This is a genomic window from Burkholderia sp. AU31652, from assembly GCF_002223155.1.
Classification (GTDB): Bacteria; Pseudomonadota; Gammaproteobacteria; order Burkholderiales; family Burkholderiaceae; genus Burkholderia.
The window spans coordinates 388,570-404,300 of sequence record NZ_NKFG01000005.1 but is presented as its reverse complement, the minus strand read 5'-3'; the positions used below and the strand labels follow the sequence as shown (position 1 = coordinate 404,300).

The following is a 15,731-nucleotide window of genomic DNA, read 5'->3' as shown; positions in this document are numbered from 1 at the left end:
GAAATTTGATTTCATACCGTTCACGCATCGGACTGGAAAGCGATCGCCGCTCGACACGGCATCGCGAGCCGCCGACGAATCCCAGGAGCGGGCCAGGATGCTTGGCCCGGGCGGCGATGACGGTCCTGCCACGCAGGACATTCGTGACGGAGCGACCATGGATGCAAAACGCCAGCCTGATTCAGGCACCGACAGTGACGTAAGCCTGCTGCACAAGATGGGCTATGCGCAGGAACTGTCGAGACGTATGAGCGGTTTCTCGAACTTCGCGGTGTCGTTCTCGGTGATCTGCATCCTGTCGGGCGGCATTACCGCATTCCAGCTCGCGTTTTCGGCCACCGGCGGCGCGTCGATCGGCCTCGGCTGGCCGTTGGGCTCGCTGTTCGCGCTGATCGTCGCAGTGTCGATGTCGCAGATCGCGTCCGCGTTTCCGACCGCAGGCGGCCTCTATCACTGGGGCGCGATCCTCGGCGGGAAGAAATGGGGGTGGATGACCGCGTGGCTCAACCTGATCGGCCTGATCTTCGTGATCGCCGCGATCAACTTCGGCACCTACGATCCGTTCTTCAAGACGCTGATCGCGCCGATGTTCGGCGTCAGCCCGGACAGCCTGACCTGGTGGCATCAGACGGCATTCATCGCGTTCATCACGATCTCGCAGGCGATCCTGAATGCGCGCGGCATCAGGATCGCGAGCAAGATCACCGACCTGTCGGGCTATCTCATCTTCGTGGTGACGATCGCGCTCGTGGTGTCGCTGCTCTATTACTCACCGGTCGCGTTCGACGCGCATCGGTTGGTGACGTTCACCAATTTCACCGGCGTCGATGGCGGCGCATGGCCGAAGCAGGCCACGCCGCTCGCGTTCCTGTCCGGCCTGCTGCTCGTGACCTACACGATCACCGGCTTCGACGCTTCCGCGCACACGTCGGAAGAGACGCACGATGCGGCCAAAAACGTGCCGCGCGGCATCATCGGGTCGGTGTTCTGGTCCGCGGTGTTCGGCTACGTGATGGTGTGCGCGTTCGTGCTGGTGATGCCCGACCTGACCGCCAGCATGAAGCAGGGCACCGGCTTTTTCGAGGCGATTCTCGCGCCGATTCCGAAGGCGTTGCGCGTCACCCTCGAACTCGCGATGTTCTTCATCAACTACGTGTGCGGGCTCGCGGCGATCATGTCGACGTCGCGAATGGTGTACGCCTTTGCACGCGACGGCGGCCTGCCGGCGTCGAAGCTGCTGCGCAGCGTGAGCCCGACGCACCGTACGCCCGGCCCCGCGATCTGGACGTGCGCGGTGCTCGCGATCGTCGTCACGCTGTACGGCGACGCGTTCTCGGTGCTGAGCGCCGGCAGCGCGGTGTTCCTGTTCATCTCGTATGCGATGCCGATCGGCTCCGGGATGCTGGCCGAAGGACGCTCGTGGACCGACAAGGGCCCGTTTCAACTGGGAATCTGGTCGAAGCCGTGTGCGCTGCTCGCGCTGGTCGGCGCGTGCGTGCTCGCGTATGTCGGCATCCAGCCGCCGAACGAGAAGGTGCTGTACGTGCTCGTCGGTTTCGTGGTGGTGCTGATGGTGATCTGGTATGGCTTCGGCGTGCGAAACACGTTCGCGGGGCCGCCGGTGCTGAAGGACACGCGCAATCTCGAGCGCATCCGCGAACTCGAGGCGAACGTCGATCCGTCTGTCTGAAGCGGATTCGAAGCAGGTTGAAAAAAAACCGACTCGCCGGCTTCGTGCCGCGAGTCGGTTTTTTCATGTCTACGCGTCACGACGAGATTCAAACGCCTTGCAGCGGTTGAATCTGGCGAGCATCCGCGATCAGACGGCGGAGAAACAGTTGTCGACGAACAGGTGCGTGCCGTTGACGAAACTCGACTCGTCGGACGCGAGGAACAGTGCGGCGGCCGCGACTTCCGAAGGCTCGCACAGGCGGCCTTGCTGCACCGCGATCGCCGCCTCGGTCGCGTCGACGCCCATCGCCTGCAGGTCCTTCAGTTCGCGCATCCCGTGCGGCGTGCGGATGAACCCCGGCGCGAGCGCGTTGCAGCGAATGCCGCGGTCGCGATACTCGACCGCGATCGCCCGCGCGAACATGTGGCACGCGCCCTTGGTCGCGTCATACAGCACTTCGCCCGGCGTCGCGCACACCGCCGAAATCGACGACGTGCAGACGATGCTGCCCCGCCCCTTCTCCAGCATCTGCGGCAGCACCGCTTGCGTCATCAGGAACATGCTCTTCACGTTCACGCCCATCAACCAGTCCCATTCCGATTCCTCGATGTCGAGGAACGGTTTGACGATCAGCGTGCCGGCGTGATTGAACAGGATGTCCGCGTTGCCGTACTGCTCCCGCGCGGCACTCACGGCCCGCTGGACTTCCGCCTGTTTCGACACGTCGGCGCCGAGGCCGATCGCCTGCAGGCCCGCATCGCGCAGCCGGGACGCGAGCGTGTCGGCGGCGTCGCCGTCGCGGTCGATGATCGCGACCTTCGCGCCCTGGGCGGCGAACAGTTCGGACGCCGCGGCGCCGCAGCCGCCGGCACCGCCGCTCACGATCGCGACCTTGCCGGCCAGGCGGCCGTCAATCTTGACATTCATGTGTCGTGCTCCATTCTGGTTCGTTCGGTCTGCTCAACTGAACAGCGTCCGCAGGTGATCGTTGAGGAAGAGGCCTTCGGGGTCGACGCTGCGGCGCAGCGCGCGGAACGCCTCGGCCTTGGGGAACCAGCGATCGACGTCCTCGCGGTTCGTGAAATGCAGCTTGCCCCAGTGCGGCCGCGAGTCGTAGTCGCGCAGGATCGTGTCAACGTCCTTCAGGAACGGCCAGTAGTCGACGCCGTTCGGGCCGCCCGAGCATGAAATCGTGACGCTGTCCTGGTGGTTGAACGGGCTGATCCACGCCGGATCGCCCTTCGTGAAGCGGTACTCGACCGGGAAAATGCAGTCGCGGTGTTTCGTGAGGATCAGCTCGCGCACGCGGCGCAGCGCTTCCTTGCCGTGTTGCGCGGGCACTGCGTACTCGAGCTCGTGGAAGTTCGGCACGTAGTGGATCGCATACACCTCCGAGCTGTAGGCAATCTTCTCGTGCTCGCCTTCATGGAACGTGCGCGCGTCGGTGATATCCATCACCTTGATTTCGCACACGTCGTAGTCCTTCTTCGAATTCGACACCTTCGTCGTGTCGGGCAGGCAGTAGAGATCACGGCTGGCCGACGTCGGGCACCAGAAGAAACCGAAATGCCGGTGCATCGCGGCCAGGTCGTCGTACTGCTCCATCAGCGCGTCGAAGTCCTCGCGCCACACGCGGTCGTGCAGCCAGAACGCATCGGTCACCTGCAGCGTGATCTCCGACACCACGCCGAACATCCCGATGTTCACCTGTGTCGCATGCAGCAGGTCGAGGTCCTGCCGGTCACTCACTTTCATGATCGAGCCGTCCGGGCGCACGATGCGCATTCCGACGACCTGCGACGACAGGTTGCCCAACGTCGTCCCCGTGCCGTGCGTGCCGGTGGCCAGCGCGCCGGCAATCGCCTGCGAATCGATGTCGCCCTGGTTGACGAGCGACAGGCCGAGTGCCTTCAGGTGGCGCGTCACTGCATTGATTTTGGTGCCGGCCTTCACGGTCACGCGCTTGCGCGCTTCGTCGACCTCCACGATGCCCTGGTAGTCCTGCAGCGACAGCAGCAGGCCGCTGGTGGCCACCACGGGCGTGAACGAGTGCCCCGACCCCGCGCACCGCACGTGCTTGCCTTGCCGCGTCGCGGCATGCACCAGTGCCGCGATCTCGGCCTCGCTGGTGGGCGACGCCAGGTGCGCGGCCACGCACGATTGATTGCCGACCCAGTTTCTCCAGAATCCGCCACGGGGAAGTTCCATCACGTCTCTCCAGCGTCGTATGGGTGCCAACGGTAAGGTACCGAAAGGTTTTCCACTATCGGATTTCGGCAAGTCAGGGTTTTGACGAGACGATACCCGTCCGGTGCTTTTTAACCGGCGCGACGAGCGGCTACAATGAATCGATCCAGCCCGCCCGTTCCCGCCCTCCGCCCTCGATGACGCCGTCTGCCCACCCGAGCGATTTCTCCGGCGATCCGCTGTTCGCGCGAACGGTCGCGTTCTGCGCGTTCACCGACGTGGAGGAACAGGCGCGCGCGTTCGACGGCTGGAACATGAACTACACGCAGATCTCCGGTGGGCGGTTTCACGGCTCGTCGTCGATCGTGTCGCTGGGCGGCATCAAGCTGCTGGTCGAGGATCTCGACAAGGTCATCCTGCAGCAAGGCGCGGTGCCGACGGAGCGGATCGCCGTGGCCGTGCCGCTGGAGCTGGAAGGGCATGCGCGCCTGTGCGGCGAGAAGAGCGGCCGCGACAGCCTGCACGTGTTCTCGAGCCAGCCGGCCTTCGAGTTCTACTCGCCCGACCGCCATCTGCTCGTGAACGTCGAGATCGAGCCGGAGAAGCTGTCGACGCAGGCGCTGCGCACGGTGGCCGCGTCGCTGCGTGCCCAAACCCATGCGCCTGTGATCCCGATGGCGACCGGCGTGGCCGATCATCTGCGCGACCTGCTGCGCCAGACACTGGCCGCCGCCGTAAAAACCACCCGCATCGACGACGTGACGACGCAGGACAGGATCGAACTGCTCGAACGCACCGTGCTGTACGCGATTTCGGAAGTGATGACGGCCGCGACGCCGGAGGCCGGCGCACAGATCGTGCGCCCGACGAAGTACTGGTCGCTGGTCAGTGCGGTGCGGGAGCGGCTGCAGGACGCATCGACCTGCCCGCTGTCGATCGCCGAGCTGTGCGTGGAACTCGGTGTGAGCCGGCGCACCGCGCAATACGCGTTCCAGGACACGTTGAACCTGAACCCGATCGCTTACTTGCGGGCCGTGCGGCTGAACCACGTGCGCCGCGAGCTTCGGCTCGGCGACTCGGTGACGACCGCGGCCACCAAGTGGGGCTTCTGGCACCTGAGCAGTTTTGCGCAGGACTATCGCGCGATGTTCGGCGAACTGCCGTCGGCCACCGCGAAGCGCTACGCGCGCCAGGCCCTCTAGCGCCTGTCGTCCACGCTGTCGTTCACCTTTCGGCGGCCGGTGCGCAAAAATCCGCACCGGCCACCACCCTGCCTGCTACGTCACTCGTCCTGCTGTTCCTGCTGCGCCTGCACCTGCCGCTGCTGGATGAACTGCCGCACATCGCTCATCGTCACGCGGCCGGTGTGCTTCGCATCGATCTCGTCGAAGTGCTTCGACACGAAGCCGAGACCGCTGCTCTGCGCCTGCGCCTTCGTCACGGCCGCGCCGTTGCTCAGCACCGTATTGGCGCCGAGCCGCGCATCGACACGCTGCTGCGCCTGCTGCTGCAGCGTCGCGCCGGTCGACGGCAACACCGGCGCCGCTTTCGTGGCGGGAAAGAACGGACCGTCGACACCGCGCCCGCCGTGCGGCAGCTTCACCGGCGCCACCGCCTGGGGCGGCAACGCGTAGGCACTGCTCATCACGGCACCGAGGACGATCAACGGAGACATACGCCGCATCAATTTGATTAGGGACATGATCACTCGCATTCAATGGATGAATAGAGGGTTCCTTTGACAAGGAGTCCGTCGCTCAGGCTCGCTCACGGGGCCGCCGCCAGCGTCGTCCCGGCGGTCGCGCCCGGGACGCTGCCGGTCGGCACGCTCGGCGGGTTTTCATCCGGCCACGGCGGCGGCAGCATGTGCAGCGTCAGCGCCGTCGGAATCCGCGCCCCCTTGTAGAACGTCTTCAGGTCCCGCTTCATCTGCGGACGGGCGACGTCGTCCAGGTAGGTCATGTGGCCGCCCTGGAAGAAGTTCACCTGCAGCTTCGGATTCAGGCCCTTCACCGTCTGCAGCCGCGCGAGTTGCTTCTCGGTGTTGAAGAACGGCGTCGCGAGATCGTGGAAGCCATTCTCCGCGAGCACGCGAAGCTTCGGGTTGAGCTGCAGCGCACCGAGCAGATCGGGGATCGTGTCGGGCATCGGCTGGCCGTCGTGCGTGAAGTCCCAGACGCCGATGATGTTGTCGTTCAGCGGCAGGTACGTCGCGTTCGGTGCGGTGTAGCCGAGGTAATCCGGCATCTGCGTCGCGAGCGCGTTCGTGAACGGCTGCGAGATCAGGATGTCGGACGGGTCGCCGTCGTTCTGCAGGCGCGGATCGGAATTCGGCAACGACACGCGTCCGTCATACCGGCCGATCGTCGTCCCGGGCAGCAGGCTCGTGCCGAACGGATTCGCGTTGAGGTAGCCGCGCAGCGCCTGTTGCGTGAGGCTCGACGGGATCGACCACAGCTTGAGCGTCGCATCGCTCGGGAACACCGGCGTGCCGAGCGCATCCGGAATGCCGAGCTGGCTCAACACCCACGACTGCGAGTACTTCTGCAGCTGGTTGTAGATCAGCGTCGTGAACAGTTCCGTCTGCAGTGCGTACAGACCGGGGTTCACCGGTGCCGGCGACACCTGGTTGAAGTACGCCGCGACCGCCGCATAACCCGGCAGGTAGCCGGCCACGGTATCGGTTTCGAGCAGCAGCCCCTCCGTCGACTGCGTGATCGCGACGGCTTCCACCGCATCCGCGAAGTAGTTCAGGATCGCCGACTGCAGCACGATGCCCGTCAGGTGCACGCCGGCCGATTCGAGCGCCAGCGCGAGCATGTCGGTACGCGGCGTGCCGTACGATTCGCCGTACAGGTAGATCGGCGACGTGCCGCGGCTGTTGACGTTCAGGTAGCGCTGGATGAAGTCGCGCATGATGTTCACGTCCGCATCCGAACCCCAGTACTTCTGGTTGGTGTTCGGCAACACGGCTTCCGACAGCCCGGTGCCGGGCGGGTCGATGAACACGAGGTCGGTGGTGTCGATCAGGCTTTCGGCGTTGTCGACGAGCGGATAGTTCGGCCAGTTGCTGCCGAACAGCGGATCGGGCGTGGCCACGCGGGTCGGTGCGAACGAGCCGAGCCGCAGCCAGATCGACGACGAGCCTGGGCCGCCGTTATAGACGAACGTGACGGGGCGCGGCTTGCCGTTCGTGCTCGGCGCGGTGTATGCGACATACGACATCGACGCTTCCGGGTTGCCGCTCGCGTCCTGCGCGGTCAGGTGGCCGGTGGTGGTCGTGTAGTTGACGGTCGTGCCGCCGTTTTTCCACTGGTAATGCATGACGGCGGCTTTCTCGGACACCTGCCCGGGGGCCAGGCCGTCGGTCGCATTCATCGAATACGCAACCGGGTCGACGTACGGCTGGTTGGCCGGCGTCTGCCCGGCCGCCTGTTGCGCGCTGGCCTGCTGGCTGGCGGTGGCCTGCGCGAGGCTCGACGCACCGACGGACGACGAATCGTCGCCGCCGCATGCCGCGAGCGCCAGTGTCATGACGGTCAATGCACCTAGCCCGGCCAACCGGCCGTGACGGCCACGGCGGCTGCCGGTACAGCTCCTGTCTGGTTTCATCTCTGTCCTTTGATTCGGATACCGTTTCACACAGGCCGCCAACGCCTGCGGAACGCGCAGGCGAACCCGCCACTCGCGTTGCACGGTCGGCAGTCGGCGGTTGGGGATTGGACTTCCAAGAGACTGAACTTGATACAGACACAGCAAACTGCTGGCGAGAATGGTGCTCGGACGCCCCCTGCAGTTTGGACAACTTTTATATGACCCAAATTTACGACAACACAAAAATAGGCGGTGCTGCGCCGCGTTGTCAAAGATCATTCGGATATTAAAAAACCCGCAATGATGCTAACGGCGGACAGTGTCTGGCAATTGAAAGAAAACGGGATTATTCGCGCATTGCGCGCTCTATCGACAATAATCCGCCGAATCTGCCGCTTTTATCGCACAACCGGCAATCCTTTACCGGCGTTGGTGTTGCGCTTCGAAAGCCTTCAGATCGCCGGAATCATTCTTTCATTTTAATTATCCGGGATCGATTAATTCGGCGTGACGGCATGAATGCGCCGCCATTCGATGATTCAAGTCACTTCAGCCATTCTTCAATCGATGCGCTTATCCGCACCGCGTCATCCATAAAATACCGATTTCTCAAATTCTATAAAATTCAGCGGAATTATTTACCCTTTCTATTGCTGGCCTTCCAGCAGGGATGAAGCGCGACATGCAGCCTCGCCGCACGCCGCGCTTCATCCGCATTCAATCCGCCATTACTTCCCGCCGCCCGGCAGCGCGATATCGATCAGCACCGGATCGTGATCCGACGAGCGATATGCATCCGGCGCGTAGAACGTCTTCTGCTGCTCGGCCGACTTGTACGCGAGCGTGTACTGCAGCGCAAGCGGCTCGTCCGCGTTGATGTGCCATTCGTGCACGGCCTTCACGTGCGATGCGAGCGGCAGCGTCGCGAGCGCGTGATCGAGGTAGCCGGCTTCGCCGTTGTACACGTAGCTGTACGCATTCGCGCCGATCCAGCGTGCGACGAGGTTGCGGTAGCCGCGCGATTCGAGCGTGCGGATCGGGTCTTCGTACGTGTAGCTGTTGAAGTCGCCGATCAGCAGCACGCCCTGGCCGGCGACGCCCGTCGGGTTGCCGGCGAGCCAGTCGGCCACCTTCGCCGCCGCGCGCGTGCGCGTCGGGTTCCAGCAGCCCTGGCCGTCGCCCTGGTCGAGATCGTCGTTCGCGGCGTCCGGGCAGTTCTTCGACTTCAGGTGGTTCACGGCCACCGTCAGCGACTGCTTGTTGCCGTTGATCAGCCGGAACGACTGCGCGAGCGGCTGGCGGTTCTTGTCGTCGATCGCGAGCGTCGCCGCGCGGCCGACCGGTTCGACCTTGCGGCTGTCGTAGATCATCGCGACCGTGATCGCATCGCCGCCGAGGCGCGACACGCCCGGATCGACGACGCGCCACTGGTTGCCGAGCTTCGCCGCGAGCTGGCGCACCGCGCTCAGTTCGCCGTAGCCGTTGTTCTGGATTTCCATCAGACCGATCACGTCGGCGTCGATCGCCTTCAGCGCGCTGACGATCTTCGCTTCCTGGCGCTGGAATTCCTGGAAGTTCTTCGCGCCGCGATTGTTCGGATCGTCGAAGCCGCCGCCGAGACCGTTGCCGTTGAAGTAGTTCAGGACATTGAACGACGCCACGCGCAGGTTCGATTTCGGATCGCGCGCCGGTGCGTTGGTGCGCGGGTTCGTGCGGGCTTCGAATGCCGGCACGGCGGCGCCCGGCAGCGGCTGCACGCGCCATGCGCCGTAACGCACTTCGAGCACGCCTTCGACGTCGCGCACCGTGTAGCCCGCGCGCAGCGTGTTCGCGGCCGACAGGCCCGGCGCCGGGTACGGTACGGTCGCGGGATTCTGCTTGTTCGAGCCGTCGTCGAGGATCAGGCGGTTGCGTGCGTTCGCCTCGATCTGCGTCTGCGCCTGCGCGGGCGGCACGACGCTCGTCGGCGTGCGCAGGCGGCCGTTGCTGAGCATCACGCTGCCGTAGCGGCCGAGCTCGTAGTTGTCGGTGACGTTCAGCGTCTGCGGCAGGCGCACCCGCATCCCTTCATACGCGGCGAACGCGTTCGGGCTGTCGACCGGCAGCGTGAGCGTCACGGGCGTGACGGTCTGGTTGTTCGCGCACACCGCGATCGCACCCGACTGCGTGAGCTGCGTCTGGCCGTATTTCTCCTCGACCTTGCCCGTCACATGCACGAGGTCGCCCGCTTTCGCCCGCACCTTCGGCGCGTAGACGAACAGCCCTTCCGACACGCCCGGCTGGTTGCGGCGCTGCGCGTCGGCCTGCTGGACGAAGAAGCCGCCGAAGCCGTCCGTGCCGCCGAAATCGGCGGTGACGACCGCTTCGATCGACACGTTCTGGCCGGCGAGCGGCGACGGCGCGCCCGGCCCCTGGATATCGGCGATCGGCGTCGTGCTGCCGCCGCAGTTCGGGCTGACGGGCGCGGCCGTGGCGGCGAAAACCGGCGCAGCGAGCGTCGGGAGCAGCAATAGCGGGGTGAAGAGGCGGATTGTCGAGCGCATGACGGGGAATCCCGGTTGTGAGGGTGGCGAAAGCTTAGCGGTGCTCAATGACAGTTTTTGGTAATCGGAAGACAGGCATATGTAATTGTCGTTATCACGCCGCGATCGCCGTCGAGCGTGCGTTTACGCCTGAAAAGCGGGGAAATCGTCTGATGAAAATCCACCATGCCCGTGACGATTGCCCCGCGTGGTCTTGCTGCGCGGCTCCGCGCTGTCTCGCTACACCGTGCCCGGCAACGCGCTCGACACGAGCACGGCCGCGACCATCAGCACGCCGCCGAGTACGACCGCCTCGATCCGCAGCACTGTGCCGAATCGTTTCAGCGAACCAGCCGGCATCGAGGCGGCCGGATCCTTCAACGCAGCCAGCAACGTTGGCATCCCGAAGAAGCGGTTGTGTCCGCCGAGCGCCGCCGCGATCAGCACGAGCGCGAGCTTCAGCAGCAGGATCTGCCCGTACGTCGATGCGAGCAGATTGGCGGGCGTATCGACGCCGCGCCAGCCGTTGTACGCACCGGTCGCGAACAGCACGATCAACGCGTAAGTCGATGCATCGGACAGCGACTGCACGAACGATGCGCCGGTCGTGCGTTCGCTTGCGGGCATCGTGGCAAGCCTCGGCATCACGCTGAATGCCGTCACGAGCACGAGCCCGACCCATGCGCTGATCGCCAGCAGATGCAGCCAGTCGATCCACACCGGCACGCTGAACAATCCGGCATCCACCGGATGTCCGCCGTTGCTGCGTGCGAGCGCGACGCAGGCCAGCGCGGCCCACATCGCAAACGGCCAGCGCGACGCGTTCGCGTGCCGGACGAACGACAGCACCACGACAACGAGCATGAACACCGCGCCGGCCAGCCACGCATGACCGAACCCGGTGCCCGCGAGCATCGCGCAGACGGCCGGCCCCGTTTCGAGCAACGACACCTCGCTCATCAGCGCGCAGTGCGCCCAGAACGCGGTGACGCTTGCGAGCAGCGAGATGACGGACGCGATGCGCAGCGTCGCGACGAGCCGCCGCCCGATGCCGTGCTGCCACGCCGACGCGCCGCGCGCGAGCCAGTGGCGGCCGAGCAGCGCGCCGACGACGACGGCGAACCCGGCGTTCTGGATCGCCACCGATACCAGCCGCAGGAGACCGATGAAACCGTCGTTCACCCCTTCACCCTGAACGTATAGGTGCCTTTCGTGCGATGCGCGTCGGCCGTCATCGCCACCCACTGCACCGTGTACGCGCCGGGCGCGAGCTTCGGCATCGCGACGGTCATCACGCGCGGGTTCGCCGCATCGACCTTCGCCTTGTCCTGCGTGACGGCGTTGCCGTTCGCATCCGATACCTTCACCGAGCTGAACGCCGGTTCGAGGTCTTCATTGAAGGTGAGCCGCACCGTGTCGGGCGCGGTGTCGACCGTGCTGCCTGTCGCCGGTGCCGCGCTTTCCAGCTTGCCGTGCGCGGATGCCGCGATCGGTGCGACGGCGAGCATCGCACCGGTCGCGACGATCGCGGCCAGCCGCGTGAGGGTCGTGATCTTCATGTGCACGCTCCGCGTCACGGCTTCTTCAGCTCGACGACGGTCAGCGCACCGTCCACGTCTTCCGCGACGAAGTCGATCTTGTCGCCCGCTTTCACCTGCGACAGCATCGCCGGGTCCTTCACCTTGAACACCATCGTCATCGCGTCCATCCCGAGGTTTTCGAGCGGGCCGTGCTTGATCGTCAGCTTGCCGGCGGCCGTGTCGACCTTGCGGATTTCGCCGTGCGACATGCGCTGCGCCGCCGCGGCTTCCTGCTTCGCACCGCCGCTCATGTCCATGCCGGCCATGTCGCCGGCCGCGTACGATGCGCCGGAAAACACCAGTGCACACCCCATTGCCATCGAAACCAGTCCCTTCTTCATCGTGTCGACTCCCAGTGAATGAAACGAAACCGGCGGCCGCATGCACGCAGCCGCCGCATGCTGCTGCTCAACCGTCCGGCAGTTCGCCGGTGTACTCGTATGCGACGGTGCCCTTCGGATGTTTGAACCAGCCCGGATCGCGATAGTCGTTACGGCCGAGCCCCTGCCGCACCTTGCAGACCGTGAACATGCCGCCCATCTCCAGCGGCCCGAACGGGCCCGTGCCCGTCATCATCGGCAGCGTGTTGTCGGGCAGCGGCATCTCCATGCCGCCCATCGCGCCGCCGGTGCTGCCCATCGCCATGTAGTCGGGCACGAGCTTGCCGATGCGCTGCGCGAGATCCTTCTGCGGCACACCGATCAGGTTCGGCACCTGGTGGCCCATCGCATTCATCGTGTGATGCGACTTGTGGCAATGGAATGCCCAGTCGCCCGGGCGATCGGCGGTGAACTCGATCGCGCGCATCTGGCCCACCGCGACATCCGCGGTCACTTCCGGCCAGCGCGCGGCCGGCGGAATCCAGCCGCCATCGGTGCCCGCGACTTCGAAGCTGTAGCCGTGCAGGTGGATCGGATGGTTCGTCATCGTCAGGTTGCCGAAGCGAATCCGCACGCGGTCGCCCGCGCGCACCGGCAGCGGATCGATGCCCGGGAACACGCGCGAGTTGAAGGTCCACATGTTGAAGTCGGTCATCTCGTTCACGCGCGGCGTGTAGCTGCCCGGATCGATGTCGTACGCGGCGAGCAGGAACACGAAATCGCGATCGACCGGCATCGTGCCGGGATCCTTCGGGTGCACGATGAACATGCCCATCATCCCCATCGCCATCTGCACCATCTCGTCGGCGTGCGGGTGGTACATGAACGTGCCGTGCGCTTCCAGCTGGAACTCGTAGACGAAGGTCTTGCCGGGCGGGATATGCGGCTGCGTGAGGCCGCCGACGCCATCCATCCCGTTCGGCAGCCGCAGCCCGTGCCAGTGGATCGTCGTGTGCTCGGGCAACCGGTTGGTCACGAAGATGCGCACCTTGTCGCCTTCGACGGCCTCGATCGTCGGGCCCGGCGACTGGCCGTTGTAGCCCCACAGGTTCGCGTTCATGCCGGGCGCCATCTCGCGCACGACGGGCTCGGCCATCAGGTGGAATTCCTTCCAGCCGTTCTTCATCCGCCACGGCAGCGTCCAGCCGTTCAGCGTCGCGACGGGCGTGTACGGGCGGCCGTTCGGCGGCACGAGCGGCGGCTGTGTGGCCGTTTTCGCCATCGTGGGCGCTTCGGGCAGCGACGCGGCGCCGGCCTTGCTGACCATCGCGGCGCCCAGCAGCGCGGCGCCCGAGCCGCTGAGAAATTGTCGACGGGACACCATGTCAATGACCTTCCGGATGCGGTTGTGTCGCGGGCGCCGGTTGCGCCGCGGATGAAGAAGCCGGCTGCGGCGCAGCGTCGGCGTGTGAAGGGGATGCGGGTTCGACGGATTGCGTCGCGCGCGGCGTGGCACCGTCGGTCGGCAGCCGGCCTCCGACGGCCATCTGCAGATCGGTTTCGGCGAGCCAGTAATCCTTCAGCGCATCGATGTAGCCGTTGACCGCGCCGACCTGCTCGCGCGCATCGGTCAGCAACTCGAACACGCTCGCGAGCATCCCGTTGTAGCGCAGCAGGAGTTCGTCGGAGATCGTCTTGCGCAACGGCACGACTTCGTCGCGATAGTGGGTCGCGACGTCGTAGCTCGTCACGTACGCCGCATACGATTCGCGCACGTCGGAGCGCGCGTCGATGGCCGCTTTAGCGAGCCGGTTCGCCGATTGCATGTACACGGCCTCGGCGCGCGCGACCTTCGCGCCGCCCCAGTCGAACAGCGGAATCTCGACGCTGATCTCGTAGCCGTGCTCGTGCCCCTTGCCGGTCTCGTAGTTGTTCACGTAGCCGAGGTCGACCGCATTGACGAAGCGCGTCGCCTTGCTCAGGCCGAGCGACGACGCGACGCCCTGCGTCTGCAGCTTCGCGGCCTGGATGTCGAGGCGGTTGCTCATCGCGAACCGCTCGAGATCGGGCAGGTTCGGCCGCGCTTTCGGCAGGTCGGGCAAGCGCTCGGGCAATGCGTACCGTGTGCGTTCGCCCCACAGGCCCATCGCGCGCGTAAGCTTCTCGCGCGCGGCGACGGCCTGCTGGCGCGCCTTCGCGTGCTGCGCAACCGCATCGGCATGGAACGCCTGCTCGCGCGCGTAATCGAGGCGGCTGAAGTTGCCGGCCTGCCGCATGCGCTGCGCGAGTTCGGCGGCCGCGCTCGCGGCATCGCGCACCTGCTGCGCATAGTTCGCGGCCTGCTCGGCCGCGACGGCCTCGACGTACGCACGGCGTGCGTCGGCTGCGACCTTCAGCATCGCGTCGGCCGTTTCGAGCTTGGTCTGCTCGAAGCGGCGGCGTTCGATGTTCGTCGCGAGCGGCATCGTCAGCAGCGCGAACACGTTCGCCGAGAACGTGCGGCCGAGCGTCAGCTCGCCGTCGCCGGCACGGGTGCGGCTGAACGCGAAGCGCGGATTCGGCAACCGGCCGGCCTGGACGAGATCGGCTTCCGACAACCCCAGTTCCGCATATGACGCCTGCAGGCCACGGTTGTTCAGCAGCGCGACCTGCACCGCGTCGTCCATCGACAGCGGCTTCGCAAGCAGCTCCTTCGTGCGCTTGTCGACGGCTTCGCGGTCGGCGTCGGTCCTGACCACGACCGCGTCTTTCCCGATGCGTTCCGACGCGGCGGACGACACCGCGTCGAAGCCACCGTCCTTCGAAAACGTCGTGCAGCCGGCAAGGAAGGCCAGCACGGCCGCCGCCGCGGCGATCCTCGGCGATATCGCAAGCATCGTCATTGCGCGCTGCCTCCGTGCTTCGAATGCGCGGCGCCGCTTCCGGCCGCGCCGCCCGTCGCACGGCCCTTCGCGGGCCGTTCCATCACGTCGCGGTTCAGTTGCTTCCAGCCGGGGCCCTCATCGTCCCGATACGGCCGGTAGCCGTCGAATACGGATGTCACGGTGATATCCGGCACGGCCACGGTGGCATCCGCTGGATCAGGCAGTGGGGTTTGCGCTGGCGCGAGCGACGGCACGAGGGCCGCCACGCTCAACAGCGCCGCAGTAATGAATCGCATGAATGGGTCTCGTCATGAGTCGTCCGGCGGTCGTGATGCGGATGCCGGAACGGATTGCAGAGCGCGGCAGGTCGAAGCCGCAGGCGGGGTCTAGACGAGATGCCCGCGTGGCGGCCTGTCGATGCCGCCGGTCAGGAACGACACGACGACCGGCGTCGGAGCGAAGGAAGCGAGCGCGATACCGATACCCGACGCATCGGACATCGCGGGAAGATCCGCGATGCCAGCGCCGAGGCAGCAGGACCCGCATGCGGAACATGGCTGTGCATGTCGCGCATGATCGCCGTGCGCGTGCTCGTCTTTATGCTGGCCAGCAAGCGCGCTCGGCATCGCACGCGGCGCGACCGCGTCATCGGCGCTTGCCCCGTCCTCCGCGTGCGTCATTGCCGCGACCGCCCCCGCGCACGCCATCGACACAGCCGCGAACGACTGGATCGGCAGGCTCAGCGCCAGCAGCACGACGACGAGGAATTTGCGCCAGTACGACATGGATGCGGAATCACGCAGGCAACGACCGGATGGGCCGGCGCAGCGCCGCGACGGCGCGCTCCGGGGACACGACGGCCGCAGCTTATCGCCGCCGCGGTGACGATGACATGGCCGAAACATGACCGGCATTTCATGACAATTCCGTCATCCGGCGGTCACCCTTCGCGCACGCACGGCGCCGTAAGCTCACGCGTTACACTGACCGGC

15 protein-coding genes are annotated in these 15,731 nt (G+C 65.7%); 3 read left to right on the top strand and 12 right to left on the bottom strand.

Annotation, left to right across the window (positions count from 1 at the left end; translation table 11 throughout):
* The first annotated feature begins 157 nt into the window (after positions 1 to 157).
* Positions 158 to 1,690, top strand: a complete 1,533-nt coding sequence (locus CFB40_RS19365; protein ID WP_089432088.1) for an amino acid permease — start codon at positions 158 to 160, stop codon at positions 1,688 to 1,690.
* 129 nt (positions 1,691 to 1,819) lie between these two features.
* Here CFB40_RS19365 and CFB40_RS19360 read toward each other — a convergent pair whose 3' ends face one another.
* Together CFB40_RS19360 and CFB40_RS19355 are read right to left on the bottom strand one after the other, a co-directional pair.
* Positions 1,820 to 2,599, bottom strand: coding sequence for an SDR family NAD(P)-dependent oxidoreductase (locus tag CFB40_RS19360; RefSeq protein ID WP_089432087.1), 780 nt, complete (start codon positions 2,597 to 2,599; stop codon positions 1,820 to 1,822).
* 33 nt (positions 2,600 to 2,632) lie between these two features.
* On the bottom strand, positions 2,633 to 3,880 hold the full coding sequence (locus CFB40_RS19355; RefSeq protein ID WP_089432086.1) for a D-arabinono-1,4-lactone oxidase: 1,248 nt from the start codon (positions 3,878 to 3,880) through the stop codon (positions 2,633 to 2,635).
* A gap of 176 nt (positions 3,881 to 4,056) precedes the next feature.
* Here CFB40_RS19355 and CFB40_RS19350 point away from each other — a divergent pair, with 176 nt between their 5' ends.
* Positions 4,057 to 5,061 (top strand): helix-turn-helix domain-containing protein, encoded by a 1,005-nt coding sequence (locus CFB40_RS19350; protein ID WP_089428404.1) that lies wholly within the window; start codon positions 4,057 to 4,059, stop codon positions 5,059 to 5,061.
* Positions 5,062 to 5,141: 80 nt separating this feature from the next.
* Here CFB40_RS19350 and CFB40_RS19345 read toward each other — a convergent pair whose 3' ends face one another.
* Both CFB40_RS19345 and CFB40_RS19340 read right to left on the bottom strand, forming a co-directional pair.
* Positions 5,142 to 5,573 (bottom strand): 2-oxoglutarate dehydrogenase, encoded by a 432-nt coding sequence (locus CFB40_RS19345; protein WP_069250688.1) that lies wholly within the window; start codon positions 5,571 to 5,573, stop codon positions 5,142 to 5,144.
* Between the two features lie 53 nt (positions 5,574 to 5,626).
* The gene (locus tag CFB40_RS19340; RefSeq protein WP_089432085.1) at positions 5,627 to 7,471 is read right to left on the bottom strand and encodes a S10 family serine carboxypeptidase-like protein; all 1,845 of its coding nucleotides are present in this window, start codon (positions 7,469 to 7,471) and stop codon (positions 5,627 to 5,629) included.
* A gap of 234 nt (positions 7,472 to 7,705) precedes the next feature.
* Between CFB40_RS19340 and CFB40_RS19330 the strand changes: the two genes are divergently transcribed.
* Positions 7,706 to 7,936 carry a hypothetical protein gene (locus CFB40_RS19330; protein ID WP_254600269.1) on the top strand — a complete coding sequence of 77 codons (231 nt, stop codon included), beginning with the start codon at positions 7,706 to 7,708 and terminating at the stop codon, positions 7,934 to 7,936.
* 245 nt (positions 7,937 to 8,181) lie between these two features.
* Here the strand turns inward: CFB40_RS19330 and CFB40_RS19325 are convergent, their stop codons facing one another.
* The 8 genes from CFB40_RS19325 to CFB40_RS19290 form a co-directional block, all read right to left on the bottom strand.
* The gene (locus tag CFB40_RS19325; RefSeq protein WP_089428406.1) at positions 8,182 to 9,996 is read right to left on the bottom strand and encodes an ExeM/NucH family extracellular endonuclease; all 1,815 of its coding nucleotides are present in this window, start codon (positions 9,994 to 9,996) and stop codon (positions 8,182 to 8,184) included.
* A 219-nt stretch (positions 9,997 to 10,215) separates the two neighbouring features.
* Positions 10,216 to 11,157, bottom strand: a complete 942-nt coding sequence (locus tag CFB40_RS19320; RefSeq protein ID WP_089432084.1) for a CopD family protein — start codon at positions 11,155 to 11,157, stop codon at positions 10,216 to 10,218.
* Entirely contained in the window at positions 11,154 to 11,534 is a 381-nt protein-coding gene (gene copC / locus CFB40_RS19315; RefSeq protein WP_089432083.1) for a copper homeostasis periplasmic binding protein CopC, read from the bottom strand. The genes CFB40_RS19320 and copC overlap by 4 nt, the downstream gene beginning before the upstream one ends.
* A gap of 14 nt (positions 11,535 to 11,548) precedes the next feature.
* Entirely contained in the window at positions 11,549 to 11,896 is a 348-nt protein-coding gene (locus CFB40_RS19310; protein ID WP_089428409.1) for a copper-binding protein, read from the bottom strand.
* Between the two features lie 67 nt (positions 11,897 to 11,963).
* On the bottom strand, positions 11,964 to 13,259 hold the full coding sequence (locus tag CFB40_RS19305; protein WP_089432082.1) for a multicopper oxidase family protein: 1,296 nt from the start codon (positions 13,257 to 13,259) through the stop codon (positions 11,964 to 11,966).
* 1 nt (position 13,260) lies between these two features.
* Positions 13,261 to 14,757: a TolC family protein gene (locus tag CFB40_RS19300; RefSeq protein WP_089432081.1), complete on the bottom strand. Its 1,497-nt coding sequence runs from the start codon at positions 14,755 to 14,757 to the stop codon at positions 13,261 to 13,263.
* Positions 14,754 to 15,035, bottom strand: a complete 282-nt coding sequence (locus CFB40_RS19295; RefSeq protein WP_089428412.1) for a hypothetical protein — start codon at positions 15,033 to 15,035, stop codon at positions 14,754 to 14,756. The genes CFB40_RS19300 and CFB40_RS19295 overlap by 4 nt, the downstream gene beginning before the upstream one ends.
* 90 nt (positions 15,036 to 15,125) lie before the next feature.
* Positions 15,126 to 15,653, bottom strand: coding sequence for a hypothetical protein (locus CFB40_RS19290; protein ID WP_256976845.1), 528 nt, complete (start codon positions 15,651 to 15,653; stop codon positions 15,126 to 15,128).
* Positions 15,654 to 15,731: the final 78 nt, after the last annotated feature.

Bases quoted from the DNA above. Each gene is read 5' to 3' on its own strand.
- CFB40_RS19295 (WP_089428412.1), bottom strand. From the start codon at position 15,035: ATGCGATTCATTACTGCGGCGCTGTTGAGCGTGGCGGCCCTCGTGCCG.
- CFB40_RS19290 (WP_256976845.1), bottom strand. From the start codon at position 15,653: ATGCCGGTCATGTTTCGGCCATGTCATCGTCACCGCGGCGGCGATAAG.
- CFB40_RS19325 (WP_089428406.1), bottom strand. From the start codon at position 9,996: ATGCGCTCGACAATCCGCCTCTTCACCCCGCTATTGCTGCTCCCGACG.
- CFB40_RS19360 (WP_089432087.1), bottom strand. From the start codon at position 2,599: ATGAATGTCAAGATTGACGGCCGCCTGGCCGGCAAGGTCGCGATCGTG.
- copC (WP_089432083.1), bottom strand. From the start codon at position 11,534: ATGAAGATCACGACCCTCACGCGGCTGGCCGCGATCGTCGCGACCGGT.
- CFB40_RS19355 (WP_089432086.1), bottom strand. From the start codon at position 3,880: ATGGAACTTCCCCGTGGCGGATTCTGGAGAAACTGGGTCGGCAATCAA.
- CFB40_RS19365 (WP_089432088.1), top strand. From the start codon at position 158: ATGGATGCAAAACGCCAGCCTGATTCAGGCACCGACAGTGACGTAAGC.
- CFB40_RS19340 (WP_089432085.1), bottom strand. From the start codon at position 7,471: ATGAAACCAGACAGGAGCTGTACCGGCAGCCGCCGTGGCCGTCACGGC.
- CFB40_RS19300 (WP_089432081.1), bottom strand. From the start codon at position 14,757: ATGACGATGCTTGCGATATCGCCGAGGATCGCCGCGGCGGCGGCCGTG.
- CFB40_RS19310 (WP_089428409.1), bottom strand. From the start codon at position 11,896: ATGAAGAAGGGACTGGTTTCGATGGCAATGGGGTGTGCACTGGTGTTT.
- CFB40_RS19345 (WP_069250688.1), bottom strand. From the start codon at position 5,573: ATGCGAGTGATCATGTCCCTAATCAAATTGATGCGGCGTATGTCTCCG.
- CFB40_RS19305 (WP_089432082.1), bottom strand. From the start codon at position 13,259: ATGGTGTCCCGTCGACAATTTCTCAGCGGCTCGGGCGCCGCGCTGCTG.
- CFB40_RS19350 (WP_089428404.1), top strand. From the start codon at position 4,057: ATGACGCCGTCTGCCCACCCGAGCGATTTCTCCGGCGATCCGCTGTTC.